The organism is Bacillus sp. CH_70 (genome assembly GCF_038007045.1).
In the GTDB taxonomy this organism is placed as follows: Bacteria; Bacillota; Bacilli; order Bacillales; family Bacillaceae_G; genus Bacillus_A; species Bacillus_A cereus.
Genome location: NZ_JBBOWL010000001.1, coordinates 971,870 through 987,121, shown reverse-complemented (window position 1 = coordinate 987,121; position 15,252 = coordinate 971,870). Strand labels below are relative to the sequence as shown.

Here is a 15,252-nt window from a genome sequence, read left to right as displayed (position 1 = left end):
CTGTTTGGATTTCATACGCTTTTTATTTCGCATTCGTTTGTATCATAATTAGACACATATCATCTGATTGCGCTTTCTTTTGTTCTTCCTTGTAAAACCCTTCTATCTCGCCTTCTAAATCTCCCCATTTTCTTTCTGTAAAAGTACGTAATTTCTCTTCAGACTCAAATTCATCATTTGCAATTGCTTCAAGAACACCATCTGTAAACAATAATATTTGAGCGTTCTTCTCAAAAGGTATAACTGTCTTTTTAACTTTTATTTCATCAAAAAATCCTACGGCACAACTCCCGCGATCTAGTTCAACTACATTTGTTTCATCAACTAAAACATATCCAGAAGGATGCCCTGCATTTACATATTCAACTGTTCTATCTTCTGTATTAACAACTAAGTATATCGCCGTAAAATAATAAGGAATATTATCATTTTCATTATGTAAAAGGGTCATATATTTATTTAATTCTTTAATAACGAGTTCTGGATCAATTAAACATTTAATTGTTTCACGTAATACAGACGAAATAAACATACAAACTAATGAAGCAGATACACCATGTCCCATCACATCTAATAATATAATACCGTAGCGATTTTCATCGATTTTATACCAATAATACATATCTCCAGCTAGTTTAAATGAAGGTAAGTAACTTGCTTCAATTTTTATATGATCTTCTCTTAATGGGCTACTTAATAAGTTTCTTTGTACTTGCGTAGCTAAATCTAGTTCATTCCGAAGATTTTCTTCTTGTTCTTTATGCCAATTTAATTCTGATTTCAAGCGTAACGCTACACGCATACGTGCTAATAGTTCAACTTTATTTATAGGTTTCGTAATATAATCCATTGCCCCCATATCAAGAGCTTCGGCCAATTTATTTGCATCCTCTAAAGCTGTAACAAAAATAATAGGAATATCTTTAAACTTCTCCTCTTTTTGTAATCGCCTACAAACTTCAAGTCCATCAATTTCAGGCATCATAATATCTAATAGTATTAAATCAATTTCATTATGCCTGGAAGAATCTTTTCCAAACTGTATGTATTCCAAGAGCTCTTGTGCAGAATTGAGCGATACAAGATCATGATATCCGGCTTGTTTTAAAATCTTCTCAATTACAAAGATGTTAACCGGATTATCATCAACAATTAAAATGGACACAAGTTATTTCCCCTTTTCTTATTTAAAATGTAAATCTATTATCATTTTCTATTTTTCTAGTATTACATACTCAGTTACAAAATGAAAATTTCTTACTCAAACATATTTATACAACAAAAGAACAAACCCCTAGAAATAGGAATTTGTTCTTTCACTCTATAAATTTCTACTTTTAATTTAACACCATTGCTTTATCATTTAAAAGACGATCTAATTCTTCCATATGATTAGTTTCATCTGCAATCATATCTTCTAGTTTTACAACTAACTCTGTCATATTTAATTTCGCTGCCTGTTCTTTTCTCGTTTCATAACGCTTAATTGTTTCATATTCTGATTGTCTAGCGGATTCTAACATTTCTCTAACATCTTCTACTTGTTTCACTGGTAAAGGGATCGTAGTAGGTGTACCACCTAGCGTCTTAATTTTCTCCGCTAAATATAGGGCATGTCCTTGTTCATCACTAATTTCAGATTCAAAGAAAGGTTTTAACACTTGTCTATATATACCAGAAACTGTAGCTGCATTATGGTTATACATAATAATTGCTGAGTATTCTCCTGCTAAATCTTCATTCAATCCTTCGATTAGTTCTTTCACATCGTGTGACATTTTCATATCTCCTCCTATACTTAATAAGTACCCCTTTTCTCATGTTTTAAACATAATTATTTTAAATTTTTATGTATCTAAAAATGCGGCTTGCTTCAATTTACTTATCGCTTGTCTTTTAATACGAGAAACGTGCATTTGTGAAATACCTAACCGTTCCCCTGTATCTTTTTGATTTAAATTTTCTCCAAATATATAATGAATAACACTCTTTTCCGTATCATTTAATACGTTAAAAATATCCTTTAAAACGAGACGCCTTTCTGTCTCTTCATATCCTTGCTCTACTTCACCTACAGATTCAATTCTCGCTACCGAACTTCCATCAGATGAATTTTCAACTACATCATCTAAGGAAGATACTCGATAATTATTTTTCGCATCCATAATCTCTAGAACTTCCTCTTCCGATAGTCCTAAATGATTTGCAATTTCTATTATCTTCGGTGAACGTTGCAGGTGATCTGTTAGTTCCTCTATCGCAAGTTTAATTTTCCCACCCAAATCTTTAATTCGTCTTGGAACGTGAATGCCCCAAGTTTTATCGCGTAAATACTTCTTTATTTCCCCTACTATCGTAGGTATTGCAAAAGGCTCAAAAGCATTCCCTATCGAATAATCATACCTTCTTATTGCACCTAAGAGCCCTAACATCCCTACTTGTATAATATCCTCATGCATCGGCCCGCCTTTTGAATAGCGATATGCAATGGAATATACGAGATTTTTATAATGATCAACTAACCTTTCCTGCGCTTCATTACATTGGTTTTGTTGGAATTCTGCAATTAGCTTAATAACGTCTTCTTTAGTAAGAGTTGTAGGTTGAGATTGGATTTCCATCATTCTCCACCTGCTCTCTTTGTATATATTTTGTCATTAAAACTGTCATGCCCTCATCATGCATAATTTGTATATCATCCATTAATGTATTGATTAAATATAAACCTAAACCATTTTCCGGCAAATGTTCTACTGGTTTACTAATATCATACGGACCAACTTTTCTTTTTAAGTTATTAAAATCAAAGCTAACCCCATTATCCGCAACCATAATTTCTAATCGATCTTCATATAGCCCAAAGACAATTGTAATTTCTCCAACGTCTTCTTTGTATGCATGTTGTACAATGTTTGTACACGCCTCACTAATAGCAATTTTCATATCTTCTATATCGTCATAAGCAAAGCCCATTCGATTCGCAACACCAGCCATTGTTAAACGAATAATAGCCACATATTCTGCCTTTGCAGGAATTTTCATTTCTATCTTTTCAAATCTCTCCATCATCCCTAGTCACCTTCTTTCTACTTTTTCAAAATCGGAATTCAAATTTAATATTTCTGTTAACCCTGTAATATCGAATAATCTTTTTAATCTTTTAGATACACCGATAAACTCTAGTTTTCCATCATTTTTCTTAACTGCTTTTAATAGCGCTATAAAAACACCTAAACCAGTACTATCCATATAATCTACGTTATGAAAATCTACTACGATATGAACCTCTTTTTCGCTTGTAATAGGCATTACCTTATTTTTTAAATCTGATGCCGTATACGCATCAATCTCACCATTAAGTTGTACCGTATAACCTACATCATTTTGCAAAATATTTATTTCCAAATTCATCATTTCCGCCCCCTTATCTCAAACTTTTACTATTTAATTACCCATAAAAATTAGGTTTAAACATATTTTTTTATTTTCATTATAAATAAATTTTCTACACCTTTCTCGGCTTAACACTTAAAAAATACTACCGAATGTTTAAACCTTATAAATTTGTGTATGTATAATGTATAAACATTATTTTTAGGGGGATCTATCTATGGAAGAGCACAACTTTAAAAAGGGAGATTTTGTTCAATTTTCTTATCGACACGATCATGCTACAACGTTAGTTGGTTCCATTATTAACATACTAACAAATACAATTGTAGTTGATATAGGTAATAGCGAGGACTTATCTCATATAGAACCGAGGCAGGTCGTAAGAATAAATAATTGTGAAAAAGTAACGATGGTTTAATACATAATAAAAAGTGTAATTTCAATGAGTGGGGGCCTTCATCCCCCGCTTATTCCTATGCAGATTACATTAAAAAAGCATCCAAATTAGTTTAATTGGATGCTTTTTTATGTATATTTATCAGTTCATTAATTTTATAGCTATATATAATAAACTTAAGATTACTATTCATTATCATACTTACGCTTTCCGCAACATTCTAGAGAAGAATGTAACGATTAAAATAAAGACGATTGCACCTAATAACGCTGGAAGAACGAAAATGCCTCCCCATTCAGGACCCCAATGACCAAATAACGCACTACCTACCCAAGATCCAATTAATCCGGCAATCACATTACCAACTATACCTAAAGGAAAGTCTTTTCCCGTAATCATTCCAGCTAACGCACCAATAAGTCCACCTACAATACACGTAATAATAAGTCCCACAATTAAACCTCCTATATTCGTTTTATATTGGATTTATCAAGCTTTGGTATGTAACCAAAGCTTGATAAACATGTATTATTCTTTATTATCCAACCCATCACTTATCTTTTGTTTCACTTTTCCGACTTTTTCTTTTATCGTTCCCTTCGTCTTGTCCCACTTCCCTTCATTTTTCAACTTTCTATCTTCTGTAACTTCACCAATTCCTTCTTTTACTTGTCCCTTTGTCTTTTCCACTTTACCAGTAATTTGTTCTTTTAGTCCGCTCTCACTCATATTTCCCATCTCCTTTTCGTAATAGATTTATAGATTTACAGGATACAAATTTAAATAGAATACATGCATCTTCTTTCGTGTAACCATTCACCGACTCTTTCTAAATCTTTAACGAATAACAAGATTTTTCCTTCATCCAGCTTTTCTTCATAAAAGTTCGCTTCTTCCTCATTAAGCCCTAACTCTTGCATTTTATTTCTTAACTGATCTCCTGTTTTTTGAAAGACGTTAATAATGCTTGTCCCAAGTCCTTCCTCTTTTATTCCAATCGTGTTCACGTCTGCATTATCTGCGATTCTATCTGTCCTCTCTTTCTCATGTGTTAACACGTAAATATCTTTTTGTTCTATTCCTTTCTTCACTAGATCATTCGCCGCATTCATGACCTCTTTCTCCGTAATAAATTCATATACAAAAGGTTTACTATACTTCGTTTCCATCTTTAACTTCCTCCTTTAAAATGAATTATTTGTTATATTATATGTAGTACACCTATTTTCGAAATGTTAAACATAAAATATGAAAAAAATTATGTGAATTTTAATTTTAATAGAAAATGAACAACATCATTTACCACTTTAAAACATCTTCCCCTTACAATAACTACCTAAATTAACAGAAAATTGTTATAATTAAATTCAAGGAGGGATACTATGAAAAAAATCATATCTATATGCGCTCTAACCGCTCTATCTTTCACTTTAATAGGTTGTACAAGCACCTCGGCTACAGATAAAGCTTCACAAGTTAAGCAAGAACACACACAACATACCTTTCAATTAAACTCCGCTAATATTTCAGACATTGAAATACTAAAAACAACAAATCATACTACTTCCAAATCTCAAACAGATAATGAAGAAATGATAAAATCTATCGTTTCAGCAATTCAAAATGGAACACCTAAAACTATCACTTTAGATCAAAAAAAGAGAGAATCTGCACATTCTACTATTACCGTTACATATAAAGATGACTCAAAAGAAGAATTTCTTGTTTGGGTTGATAATAAGGAACAAATTACAATTGCTAAAGATGAGAAGAAAGATAAGGTAGAAGGTGTGATAGTAAATATTAAAGATGCTAAAATGATGAAGGATTTCTTTTAAAATTCTAGTTAACGTTAAAAAAAGAGTAGGATTACACCCTACTCTTTTGTTTAATCATGCTCAATAAATAGACCTTTATAAAATCTATTTAAGGTCTAATTTTGCTAAATCATGTTGTAAAACATTATTTCCTTCTTGTGGGTTAAATACGATTGCACTAAGACCAAAAACATTTGTAACAACATCTCTATCTTTCGGACGAATGATTCTTACTTCATAAGCAAAGAGTGCTGGAGGAAGAGCTGCTGAACGAAAAGTAACATATCGATTAGGTGGCAATGTTTGTGTTGAAGGGTCTATTAATGGTAACAATACCGGAGAACCCGATGACCAATCAAACATTTCAACTGTTACTCTACGAGTATCATCTGGATCAACATTCATAGCATCCACAGTAAGAAATAACGTAGCGGAATGTCTACGTAATATACCCGTTGATAAAGTTTCATTATGATGTTCACAGCATTTTTTTGGAGGGTGACCATAGCCATAACTCATACCAATTCCCCCCTTTCATTTACAATTAAGGACAAGTATTCCTTATAATATATAATGCTAGTATTCTTTTATTGAAAGGTATAAAAGCGGATTTCTATCTATATTTTTGGATATTTTTTTTCATTTATTCGCTTTTAAAGAATGATATAGACTCTCTTATTTTGCCTTTGAATTCCTTCTAAGAATATATTCTGCCCTCACCAATCGAGGTCTTACTCCCCGACAAATAGCGGGATAAATCTATTTTGAAAAGGACCTGCTCCATTCATTCGTAAAAGCATACAGTAAATGGAATCCGTTAAAACACATGAGTGACCCCTTGGTTTTCCCTTCCTATTAAAAGGAGGAACTGTTATGGGCTTTGGTGGTAGTTGTGGTGGCTGTGGCTTCGCCGGAGGATTTGCTTTATTAGTTGTATTGTTCATTTTATTAATCATCGTTGGAGCTGCTTGCTTCTGCTAAAAAACTATCGGAAAAGACACTTTTATATGAGTGTCTTTTCTTCATAAAAAATACGCAATGTGCAGTTCAAGTGTAACTAATACTTTAAAGATGTAGTATTACATTCCCCCCTCCAAAATGAACTTCGATACTATAAATTTCGTTTAGGTGCAATCTTAAAATTTTAGTTTAATAGCAATATGGTGAAACCCTATTCCAGATAATATTGATATTGCAGTAAAGTAAAACAAACTGGACAACCTAGATTTCAAACTGTAAGATTAGATGTTGGTGAAATTGGGCAGCAAAGCATATATAGAAAATAGGTGTTAATTTTGAAAATCAATAAAAAATTCGAACCAATAATTTTTAATATCTTTATGATTTTAGGTATATCTAGTATTATCTCTTTCGTCATGGTTTCAATGAATGTTGGATATACAGCTTTATTTCTCAAATCATGGATGAAAACATGGGGAATTGCTTTCGTACTTGCATTTTTAGCTTCTAAATTATTACCCTTTGTAGTTAAAAAGATAATGAAAATCTTCACTTTTGTTGAGAATGATGCTTAAGAATAAAGTGATGTACTACTCCGGTTCATTCCAATTAAAAGAGTTTATTATCACAAAAACTTAACCTAGTAAAATGTTTCAAATCGAAGGAAGACACCTTAAAGGTTGTCTTTTCTTTATAAGTAAAAAAGCCCGCCTATTTCCGTAGGCGGGCTTTATCTTTATTACACAATATGAAAGTATACTCTCTTTTTCTCTGAAATTTTATGTAATTATACATATTCATGAAAATACATGTCTTGATGGACTTTATCTATATACTCATGGCAGTAATCCATTGAAAATGTATCTTCTTGAAAGCAAAACTCTCTTTTAGAAAAAAAAAGACACCCTAAAGTTCATTCCTCCGACTTGAACCTCTTTAATTTTAATAATATGTATTGGACTCTTATCTAAAAAATAATCTAATGTATTCCAATAAGAGAAAGATAATGATAAAATAAAAGTGCAACAAGATGTTGCTTAGTTTTTAAATTTTATGGGAATAACACAAAAGCTAGGTTTGGTCGCCAAGTTTTTTCATTCCTATCGGTCATGAAATACCCCGGTTGGTCGCTGGGGTATTTCTTTTTTATTAACGTATATATAGGTCTATTATGGACAAAATAAAATATAATCTTAGTAGAAGATAGAACACTGACATCTTTGCCGCTTCTAAATCACTTTGGTCTTGTGCGAAGAACGTATGGTCAGTACTTTCAGCTCAGTGTTCGATCTACTTTAGTTTTTGAGTTGAGTGTTGCTAATCATAGCAGCACTTTTTTACATTCCAATTTGTTCTTTGATGAATTGAATTATATGTTTTACAAACTGGCTTTGCGTGAAGAAGTAATGAATATTTCTCAGTACTGTCGTCCACGATGCTAGATTACTTACGAAAGACTGGGATTCTGTCTTTTTGGTCGCCTTTTTTTTATGTTTTTTCATTCCTGTCCCTCCCTTCATAAGGGAAGGGCAAAGATGGCACATTTTATATTTTAAAGAGTTATATAGAAGAGGACAAGCTATTCATTAGCAAAATAAAGAAAAGACACCCTAAGGTGCCTTCCTCCGACTTGAACCACTTTAATTTTAATAATATGTATTAGACTCCCATCCAACTATTATTTTACTATGTTAAGTTATTTTTGTTTATTGAGAAATACAATAATTTATTTATGTTGGTCGTCTGTATGGTCCATGCAGCAATTAACAAGAGGACAATAGCAGTGATGACACCTAAAAGTCATTGCTTGAGCCGATGGCTAGAAACATAAGCATTACTGTGTATTTATGAAATCTCATTATAAGCAACCTCCTAGTGGAACTACACATTGGTAGAAAAATATATATACTTCTACTTGATAAGTTCTTATTTTAATCATATATAAAAGGAAATGAAACCGGCTATAACAATCAATGGAAGGATTACTGCGAGTTTATTTTTTAGAGGGACACGCTTGTCTGGGACGCCGGGGATGGATAACAAAAGCTAGTAAAACAATTACTCCAATAATACCTAAAAGTGTATGAATGATGATGATCATCCTCCTAAGTAATATTATTATTAAAATTATATTACATTCAAATGTTTATAAAGTAAATATTTTATAATATAACCCAGATGTTGCATTTTTAAATTCAAAAAAGCCCCTCAAAGCATCAGCTTTAAGAGACCCCATCCTATCATCTTCTCTCTTCATACAATCGATTTGCTTTATACGAGCAAACGAAATACATAACAATTGCAACAGGGATAAACAAGCATGCAATCCCTCTCATTAATGCGAATGGCGTTTCAAATAAAAATGACCATAAAAATGCTACGCCTTGTTTATCCCATAGTCCTGGCGTAAAATATAGTTCTTTCGGATTTACAAGTGCTCCTAAGTTAATCGTGTTATTAAACATAAATAGGATTAATATTGGTATAGAGCATATCGCTAATTCTAAAAATGTTTTAGATAGACGCTTATACTTCCCTGCTCGTGACATTGGATCTGAAAAAATGTCATCTTCACTTTCTTCATCTACCTTTTTAAAATATTGCGTACCTGACCACCAATTACCAGCTATATGCTCCCAGCCACTATCTTCAAATAATGTGCAGTAATTAATAAAATCACTTTTTCTACTAAATACTCTATGGTCTATTTTAATCGTCGCATCTTCCGGTTCTGTATATCTAAATGTATAACCAAATGTATTGCTTTCTAGTTGATAGCCTTTCCAAGCCATCTCTTCTAACCATTTTTCCTCTTTCTCAAAGTCTAAAAAGAATTTCAATCTCCACATCATCGTTTCCCCCTAACTATACGTGTAACAAACTTTTTGTAACCGTAATAATGTGCTGCATTCTCATAAAGTCTAAATGCAATACTTCTTTCCCGCGTTCCGTAATGACATACACTTTTCTTCGTTTATCTTCGCTTTTTACCGATTCTATTAACCCTTGTTTTAATAAATTTTCAACCGCACCATACAATGTACCCGCTGCGATTTTCACTTGATGATTACTCAGTTCCTCCACCTTTTGCATAATTAAATATCCATGAGCTGGCTCTAACAAAGCTAAAAGAACGTAATACGTTGTTTCCGTTAATGGTAAATTTTTATCTCTATTCATAAAGACCTCCAATGTAACGATAAGTATATAGCTAAACTATATAGTTTAACTGAATAGTTTCATTTTATACAGTCAGACTGTATATGTCAAATGTAGAAATAACTTTACAATCCATAACAAAAACGCTACCTTTTTAAAAGATAGCGTTTTTGTTTTACCCTTGCTTATTCTTCGCCTTCATTTGCTCTTCATAAACAAACTTCGCGGTCATAAAGTCGTTAGAAAAATCTTTCAATGCATTCTTCATTACATTTAATTCTTCTTGTGATTTAATTTCAATACTGTTTAAGAAATCAAATGCTTTTGATTGTTCCTCCGCAACAAAGTTTTGTGTCATATAGTCATCTTGGAAATCTTGCTTCGCTTTTTCTTTTACTTTATTCATTGCCTCTGTTTTGTTTATGCTTTTCATAGGGTTTTCGAATGCTCCAGTAGGTTGTTCCGGTTTTGGCTCTTCTTTCTTTTCCAGCTGTTGCGCTGGTGCTGGTTGTTGTGGTTCTTGCTTTGGTTGTTCTTGTTGAACCGGCTGCTGTGCTACTTGTTGCTCTTTTTTCGCTAACTCATCTTTTAACTTCTTCACTTGCTCATCAAGAGATTTTTTTTCAGTTTCTAACACACTCATATCACTTTTCAACTTTTGCGTTTCTTCAAAATGTTCATCTACTAATTTATTATATTCTTTCTCAGAGTACATTTTTTCACTGGTTGATGTCGTTTTCTCTTTCGTAACAACTACATTAATAATTATAAATAAGGCTACAATTCCTATTAACGCAGCAAAAATCTTCTTTTTATCCATGATTAATCCTCCAAAATGTAAAATTTCAAAAATTATCATAACAGACCAATTCGTTTTCAACTGTCATATTTTGTCGAATCAATATAATAAAAAAAAGCATCTGAAACAGATGCTTTTTCTCATTCTTAATACGTAAACGTAATCGTCACTAAAGAATACCCTTCTTTCGCATTGTAAGGCTCCGCTTTATAAGAAACTCGATTTGCCCCTTGCGGATAATCGATTTCGCCAATTGCCTTTTTCACATCTTGCAGTGCACCATTCATTGATTGCTTGTACAGCACTTCAATTTTCTCTGGTTTCGCACTATAGCGCTGCTGCATTTTATTTTTTAATTCGGTATAGTTGTTTGCGATATATTCAGTTCCTAAATAGTTTAACTTTGTATCTTTTAATATTTGCTGATATGCAGGCGTTTTCGTACTACCTGCCGCAATTTTGTTTGTCAGTGTACTATAATAATTTGTTGTAGCTTGCGGATAGTCTCCGCGGTTCCACTCATGATTTCTTGCGATTTGTTCATCTGATAAATTGAAATACGAATACGTTACGCGGCCCTGTTCATCTGGAACCGGATCATCGAATGTTGTATCAAGGTGATACCATTTATTTTCGATTTTCACTAAATTCCAAGCATGAGGTTGTCCGTCCCCAGTTCCTGTCACGAAATGATTTTCAATTCCTGCTTCTTTTAATAATTGATACGTTAATAGTGCGTAACCTTGGCAAACCGCAGAACGATTTACTAGTGCTTCATATGCTGTGTAAGCTTTATAAGACGTATCATAAGAAACATGTTTTACTACGTAATCATGAATCGCCTTCACTTTTTCGTGATCATCCATTCCAACTTGAGTAATAGAAGAAACGATTGCTTTCGCTTGTTTCATGACATATTCCGTCTGTTCTTTCGTTTCACGATATGTAATCTTAAGCGTAAATGTATAATTTCCAGGTGATCCAGAAAGTCCATATGAAACATTCGATCTATTATTATTTGTATACTCATTTTTACTTGCAACTTCTTTATATGCGTTAAAAAGTGTATTCATCACTTCGTTTGTATTATTGTTTTTCGTTTTATATGGAAGTGTAATATTTGTCTCGTATGTATTAATACGCTTTTTTACTTCTTCTTTAAAAGCTGTTAATAATGCCGCATCTCCTGTGTCTTTCACATCAGCATTTTTATACTTCAAAGTTTTATATAAAAACTGCGCATACTGTTCACGTGTTACTGTGCCATACGGTTCAAAATTCCCGTTCCCTGTGCCATCTGCGATTCCATTTGACTGCACTGCACTAATTGCGTTTTCTGCCCAAAATGGATTTGGAACATCCTTAAAGGTATGTTTTTGTTTTGCCGCAAGATGGAAAGCATTTGTAAGAATTTGTGCCATTTCCGCACGACTCACAGAAGCTTTCGGTCTAAATTGGCCATTTTCATCACCTTTAAAAACTCCTAAATTCGTTAAAGTTAATACCTCTTCTGGAAACATTGTAGAACTTTGATTAATATCACCGTAAGGATTTTTAAACGTAGACCCATCCTTTAATACGTAACGAGTTCCATCATTACTAAACGAACCGCCTTGTTTATTCGGTACTAACACTCGATAAATTAAAGCCGCAACTTGCTCCCTTGTCGCAACATCTCCAAAACCAAATATCCCATTTCCATAACCGGAAATAATATTCTTACTCGCTAAATCTTTAATCGCAGGATATGACCAATGTGATGTCGGCACATCAGAAAAAACACCCACTTCAGCAGCTTTTACATCGCTACCATTTGTATATAACAACGCACCACCAATAAGTGATAATGATGTAATTGATTTTAATAGTTTTGTATACATAATGTCTTCTCCCAATACGTTCTCTATTTTTGTTGGTTTATGTCGAAAAATCTAAAAATATGACAAAATATATTATACAATTAAAAGTTTTTAAGGGATATATTGAATTTTAAAATATGCAAAAATTCATATTGTTATAAGGATTCATAGTGATATTATGTTATTTTACTTGCGAATATATAAATAAAAAAACGCTCATCTGAGCGTTTCATCTATATACTTATTAGTTACTTTTTCTTCACTTAGAACTCTTCTTCGGTAATCATCCTTCGATCTAACAACTCTTTATACTTCAATATTTCTTCAGCCCCACGGCTCTCCATGCGTATATTGTATAACACTTGTTGTATTGACCTTTGATTGGTCCGTTGAAACATTTACTCCATTTAGAGATAATTCTATTGAATTTTTCACTACTAATCACAAAAATATCTTATAATCTCTATATGACAAATTAATGTATTAAGAGTAGATAAAATGCCAGTTACACTCGAACTTATTCTTTTCATTCTTATAGCAATTAGTGCTGTTGGCTATTTAATAAAAGAATTTCAAAAAACTAGGAAACGAACACTTGGAATTTCACTAGAATTTTTAGTTCTTTTCTGGTCAATATGGAGAATATCAACTATTATAATCTAATTTATAAAACATAAATTCCTTCGAATGAAGTGAAACTCTAATCAGCGGGAATTTTATGGGATAAATTTACCAGTATTTTTACCACAACATTCATGTTAAAATCCCTTGTGAGTACGACATAACTCGACCTTATGAAGCTCCGCAGCTTTTATCGCGGAGCTTTTTTTATTAAAATTAACGCTTTTGTTCACTTTTTTGATACATTTACGAAACATTCATATGTTACGTTATATAAGTCCTTTTTTTAAATCTTATTCATTCTAGCAAAAAGTCCTAGTCCCCCTAGGGCTTTTTTGCATTCAAACAATGAGTTGTATTTTTTCTCAATAACCGAAACTACTTAACTTGGTAAAATAATAATCAGACTGGAATTTAATACCATATTACAATGGATCAAATCGCAAAAAGCACCTTAGGGTGTCTTTTTTATAAAGAATCAGTTTAAAAACTAAAAATAAAAGAACCTCAATAAATGAGGTTCAAAAAATCCACTATTTTAAATTACCTTCGTAAAAAGCAACTCCATTTTGAACATGTTTTAAGTACCACGTAATCGTCCCGCCACAAACATTTTCATTAAAACTATTAGCATATACTCCATTTGAGTAATAAAGAGTTCTTTTGAATTTACCATTAGAATACTCATAAGGAATTGAGCATGTTGCTTGCTTCGGAGAGCTCACAGTTTTTTGCGTATCAGCTGAAGCTGCACCAATTCCCCCTGTTAATGCAATACCTGTTGCTACTGCCCCTACTACTAATTTCTTGAACATAATAAATCCCCCTTTAATAGTTTATATAGCTTACAACTTAAATGTATCACTTTTGTAATTTATGTAAATATCTTGAATATGTAGAAATATTTATTTGATTATTGGTAATATTAGGATTTTATTTTATCAAATGGATAATAGAGGGATTAGAAAAGCATGTGAAAATACAGATAGGTTTATATTAAATGAATGTGGTTCAAATCGGCGAAAGGAACTTTTGGTGTCTTTTTTTGTACATAAAAAAATCTCACCATCTTATAGAAACGATAAGCCCTTTAAAACAATAATTGCAACTATATTAATTTTACATTACATTAAGGTTAGAGAATATCATACTAATAAAGTGTTAAATAGTAGGTGGGGAAAATGGAATTTAACGATTTGGGTATTACCATTAAAGAACTTAGAATTAAAAAAAATATATCACAATCCGACTTATGTCACGGAATATGTTCACAAAGTCAAATTAGTAAGATCGAAAAAGGTGTGATTTATCCATCTAGCATATTATTATATCAATTATCTGAAAGACTTGGTGTTGATCCAAATAATATATTTGCACTAACTCAAAACAAGAAATTAAAATATACAGAAAATGTAAAATATGTAATGAGGGATTGCATAAGGCAACATCAATATAAAGAGCTTTATGAAATAGTAACAAGAGAAAAATACACAAATAATTTTCAAACAAAAGAAGATAAACAATTTCTACTATGGCATGAAGCAATTGCTATATATTGTGTGAATAACTCAACAAAAGTGGCTTTAACTCTTTTAAATAATGCACTAAAACTAACTGTAACCAATATTGATTTTTTATCAGAGAGAGAAATAGATATTCTACATACAATGGCTATACTTCATGCAGAAAATAAAGAATACAAAAAAAGTATTACTATCCTTAAAAGATGTTTAAATAATTTTAACAAATTAGATTTTCCTAGAGATAAAGAAATTAAATTGAAAATCATTTATAATTTAGCAAAAAATTTAAGTTACACATATCAATACGAAGAAGCAATAAAATACATTGATAAGGGTATCCAATTAGCTATTAATCTAAATACTTTTTACTTATTGGGTGAACTATATTATGGAAAAGGTTCAAATTTATTAAAGCTTAAACAATATAATGAAGAAGATGTTGCTAATAACATGCAAAAATCATTATTTATATTTGAATTAACAAAAAACGAAAAAAAATTACAAATAATTAAAGAAGAATATTTTGAAAACAAAAATAACCACTCATAATTTCTTAAAAACTACTTATAAAGTTCACAGGAAAAATCCCAATAGTTTTTAAACCTAGAACCATATTATTGTTTCAATTCAGAGGAAGGCACCTTAGGGTTTCTTTTTTTATTTTCAAAAGGACCTGCTCAATTAATTCTTAAAAACATACTAAGAAACATTGTTTTATTTATCC

General features: G+C 31.8%; 20 protein-coding genes. 5 read left to right on the top strand and 15 right to left on the bottom strand.

Translation table 11 applies throughout. The features are described from left to right. Positions 1-22: 22 nt before the first annotated feature. The 5 genes from N2V79_RS05015 to rsbV form a co-directional block, all read right to left on the bottom strand. The gene (locus tag N2V79_RS05015) at positions 23-1,165 is read right to left on the bottom strand and encodes a fused response regulator/phosphatase (protein WP_340719630.1); all 1,143 of its coding nucleotides are present in this window, start codon (positions 1,163-1,165) and stop codon (positions 23-25) included. Positions 1,166-1,337: 172 nt separating this feature from the next. Next, positions 1,338-1,778, bottom strand: a complete 441-nt coding sequence (locus tag N2V79_RS05010; RefSeq protein ID WP_000017755.1) for a ferritin-like domain-containing protein — start codon at positions 1,776-1,778, stop codon at positions 1,338-1,340. Positions 1,779-1,847: 69 nt separating this feature from the next. After that, entirely contained in the window at positions 1,848-2,624 is a 777-nt protein-coding gene (sigB, locus tag N2V79_RS05005) for an RNA polymerase sigma factor SigB (RefSeq protein ID WP_015055091.1), read from the bottom strand. Next, the gene (gene rsbW / locus N2V79_RS05000) at positions 2,587-3,069 is read right to left on the bottom strand and encodes an anti-sigma B factor RsbW (protein ID WP_003269702.1); all 483 of its coding nucleotides are present in this window, start codon (positions 3,067-3,069) and stop codon (positions 2,587-2,589) included. Before rsbW ends, sigB begins: the two co-directional genes overlap by 38 nt. Before the next feature lie 6 nt (positions 3,070-3,075). Further along, the gene (gene rsbV, locus N2V79_RS04995) at positions 3,076-3,414 is read right to left on the bottom strand and encodes an anti sigma b factor antagonist RsbV (protein WP_002106052.1); all 339 of its coding nucleotides are present in this window, start codon (positions 3,412-3,414) and stop codon (positions 3,076-3,078) included. 196 nt (positions 3,415-3,610) lie between these two features. Between rsbV and N2V79_RS04990 the strand changes: the two genes are divergently transcribed. After that, on the top strand, positions 3,611-3,811 hold the full coding sequence (locus N2V79_RS04990) for a hypothetical protein (RefSeq protein WP_029442044.1): 201 nt from the start codon (positions 3,611-3,613) through the stop codon (positions 3,809-3,811). 180 nt (positions 3,812-3,991) lie between these two features. On the opposite strand, the gene N2V79_RS04985 is transcribed toward N2V79_RS04990, so the two are convergent. The 3 genes from N2V79_RS04985 to N2V79_RS04975 form a co-directional block, all read right to left on the bottom strand. Next, positions 3,992-4,243 carry a GlsB/YeaQ/YmgE family stress response membrane protein gene (locus N2V79_RS04985; protein WP_000522903.1) on the bottom strand — a complete coding sequence of 84 codons (252 nt, stop codon included), beginning with the start codon at positions 4,241-4,243 and terminating at the stop codon, positions 3,992-3,994. A gap of 75 nt (positions 4,244-4,318) precedes the next feature. After that, a complete protein-coding gene (locus tag N2V79_RS04980) occupies positions 4,319-4,519 on the bottom strand; it encodes a CsbD family protein (RefSeq protein WP_000004269.1) in 201 nt (66 codons plus the stop codon). A 50-nt stretch (positions 4,520-4,569) separates the two neighbouring features. After that, positions 4,570-4,959, bottom strand: a complete 390-nt coding sequence (locus N2V79_RS04975; protein WP_016125605.1) for a general stress protein — start codon at positions 4,957-4,959, stop codon at positions 4,570-4,572. Positions 4,960-5,172: 213 nt separating this feature from the next. Here N2V79_RS04975 and N2V79_RS04970 point away from each other — a divergent pair, with 213 nt between their 5' ends. Continuing rightward, positions 5,173-5,628 (top strand): hypothetical protein, encoded by a 456-nt coding sequence (locus tag N2V79_RS04970; RefSeq protein ID WP_340719629.1) that lies wholly within the window; start codon positions 5,173-5,175, stop codon positions 5,626-5,628. Between the two features lie 84 nt (positions 5,629-5,712). Here the strand turns inward: N2V79_RS04970 and N2V79_RS04965 are convergent, their stop codons facing one another. After that, positions 5,713-6,126, bottom strand: a complete 414-nt coding sequence (locus N2V79_RS04965) for a hypothetical protein (RefSeq protein ID WP_000120208.1) — start codon at positions 6,124-6,126, stop codon at positions 5,713-5,715. A gap of 354 nt (positions 6,127-6,480) precedes the next feature. On the opposite strand from N2V79_RS04965, the gene N2V79_RS04960 reads away from it, so the two are divergent. Next, positions 6,481-6,588 carry a YjcZ family sporulation protein gene (locus N2V79_RS04960; RefSeq protein ID WP_000505670.1) on the top strand — a complete coding sequence of 36 codons (108 nt, stop codon included), beginning with the start codon at positions 6,481-6,483 and terminating at the stop codon, positions 6,586-6,588. Between the two features lie 314 nt (positions 6,589-6,902). After that, positions 6,903-7,142, top strand: coding sequence for a DUF2798 domain-containing protein (locus tag N2V79_RS04955; protein WP_000700210.1), 240 nt, complete (start codon positions 6,903-6,905; stop codon positions 7,140-7,142). A gap of 762 nt (positions 7,143-7,904) precedes the next feature. Here N2V79_RS04955 and N2V79_RS04950 read toward each other — a convergent pair. From N2V79_RS04950 to N2V79_RS04925, 6 genes are all read right to left on the bottom strand, one after another. Continuing rightward, entirely contained in the window at positions 7,905-8,069 is a 165-nt protein-coding gene (locus N2V79_RS04950) for a hypothetical protein (protein WP_340719628.1), read from the bottom strand. A gap of 738 nt (positions 8,070-8,807) precedes the next feature. After that, positions 8,808-9,419 (bottom strand): DUF2812 domain-containing protein, encoded by a 612-nt coding sequence (locus N2V79_RS04945; RefSeq protein WP_340719627.1) that lies wholly within the window; start codon positions 9,417-9,419, stop codon positions 8,808-8,810. 13 nt (positions 9,420-9,432) lie between these two features. Further along, positions 9,433-9,747 (bottom strand): PadR family transcriptional regulator, encoded by a 315-nt coding sequence (locus N2V79_RS04940; RefSeq protein ID WP_001078069.1) that lies wholly within the window; start codon positions 9,745-9,747, stop codon positions 9,433-9,435. Positions 9,748-9,901: 154 nt separating this feature from the next. Continuing rightward, on the bottom strand, positions 9,902-10,546 hold the full coding sequence (locus N2V79_RS04935; RefSeq protein WP_120460753.1) for a hypothetical protein: 645 nt from the start codon (positions 10,544-10,546) through the stop codon (positions 9,902-9,904). Positions 10,547-10,671: 125 nt separating this feature from the next. Beyond that, positions 10,672-12,405, bottom strand: a complete 1,734-nt coding sequence (locus N2V79_RS04930; protein ID WP_075717251.1) for an S-layer homology domain-containing protein — start codon at positions 12,403-12,405, stop codon at positions 10,672-10,674. Between the two features lie 1,133 nt (positions 12,406-13,538). Beyond that, positions 13,539-13,820 carry an LCI fold-containing protein gene (locus N2V79_RS04925; RefSeq protein ID WP_053565111.1) on the bottom strand — a complete coding sequence of 94 codons (282 nt, stop codon included), beginning with the start codon at positions 13,818-13,820 and terminating at the stop codon, positions 13,539-13,541. A gap of 366 nt (positions 13,821-14,186) precedes the next feature. On the opposite strand from N2V79_RS04925, the gene N2V79_RS04920 reads away from it, so the two are divergent. Further along, complete coding sequence (locus N2V79_RS04920) at positions 14,187-15,077, top strand: helix-turn-helix domain-containing protein (protein WP_053565112.1); 891 nt, start codon at positions 14,187-14,189, stop codon at positions 15,075-15,077. Positions 15,078-15,252: the final 175 nt, after the last annotated feature.

Coding starts and splice junctions, on each gene's coding strand:
- N2V79_RS04935 (WP_120460753.1), bottom strand. CDS start 10,546: ATGGATAAAAAGAAGATTTTTGCTGCGTTAATAGGAATTGTAGCCTTA.
- N2V79_RS04980 (WP_000004269.1), bottom strand. CDS start 4,519: ATGAGTGAGAGCGGACTAAAAGAACAAATTACTGGTAAAGTGGAAAAG.
- N2V79_RS04990 (WP_029442044.1), top strand. CDS start 3,611: ATGGAAGAGCACAACTTTAAAAAGGGAGATTTTGTTCAATTTTCTTAT.
- N2V79_RS04960 (WP_000505670.1), top strand. CDS start 6,481: ATGGGCTTTGGTGGTAGTTGTGGTGGCTGTGGCTTCGCCGGAGGATTT.
- N2V79_RS04920 (WP_053565112.1), top strand. CDS start 14,187: ATGGAATTTAACGATTTGGGTATTACCATTAAAGAACTTAGAATTAAA.
- N2V79_RS04975 (WP_016125605.1), bottom strand. CDS start 4,959: ATGGAAACGAAGTATAGTAAACCTTTTGTATATGAATTTATTACGGAG.
- rsbW (WP_003269702.1), bottom strand. CDS start 3,069: ATGATGGAGAGATTTGAAAAGATAGAAATGAAAATTCCTGCAAAGGCA.
- N2V79_RS04930 (WP_075717251.1), bottom strand. CDS start 12,405: ATGTATACAAAACTATTAAAATCAATTACATCATTATCACTTATTGGT.
- N2V79_RS04940 (WP_001078069.1), bottom strand. CDS start 9,747: ATGAATAGAGATAAAAATTTACCATTAACGGAAACAACGTATTACGTT.
- N2V79_RS04945 (WP_340719627.1), bottom strand. CDS start 9,419: ATGATGTGGAGATTGAAATTCTTTTTAGACTTTGAGAAAGAGGAAAAA.
- N2V79_RS04970 (WP_340719629.1), top strand. CDS start 5,173: ATGAAAAAAATCATATCTATATGCGCTCTAACCGCTCTATCTTTCACT.
- N2V79_RS04965 (WP_000120208.1), bottom strand. CDS start 6,126: ATGAGTTATGGCTATGGTCACCCTCCAAAAAAATGCTGTGAACATCAT.
- rsbV (WP_002106052.1), bottom strand. CDS start 3,414: ATGATGAATTTGGAAATAAATATTTTGCAAAATGATGTAGGTTATACG.
- N2V79_RS04925 (WP_053565111.1), bottom strand. CDS start 13,820: ATGTTCAAGAAATTAGTAGTAGGGGCAGTAGCAACAGGTATTGCATTA.
- sigB (WP_015055091.1), bottom strand. CDS start 2,624: ATGATGGAAATCCAATCTCAACCTACAACTCTTACTAAAGAAGACGTT.
- N2V79_RS04950 (WP_340719628.1), bottom strand. CDS start 8,069: ATGAAAAAACATAAAAAAAAGGCGACCAAAAAGACAGAATCCCAGTCT.
- N2V79_RS05010 (WP_000017755.1), bottom strand. CDS start 1,778: ATGTCACACGATGTGAAAGAACTAATCGAAGGATTGAATGAAGATTTA.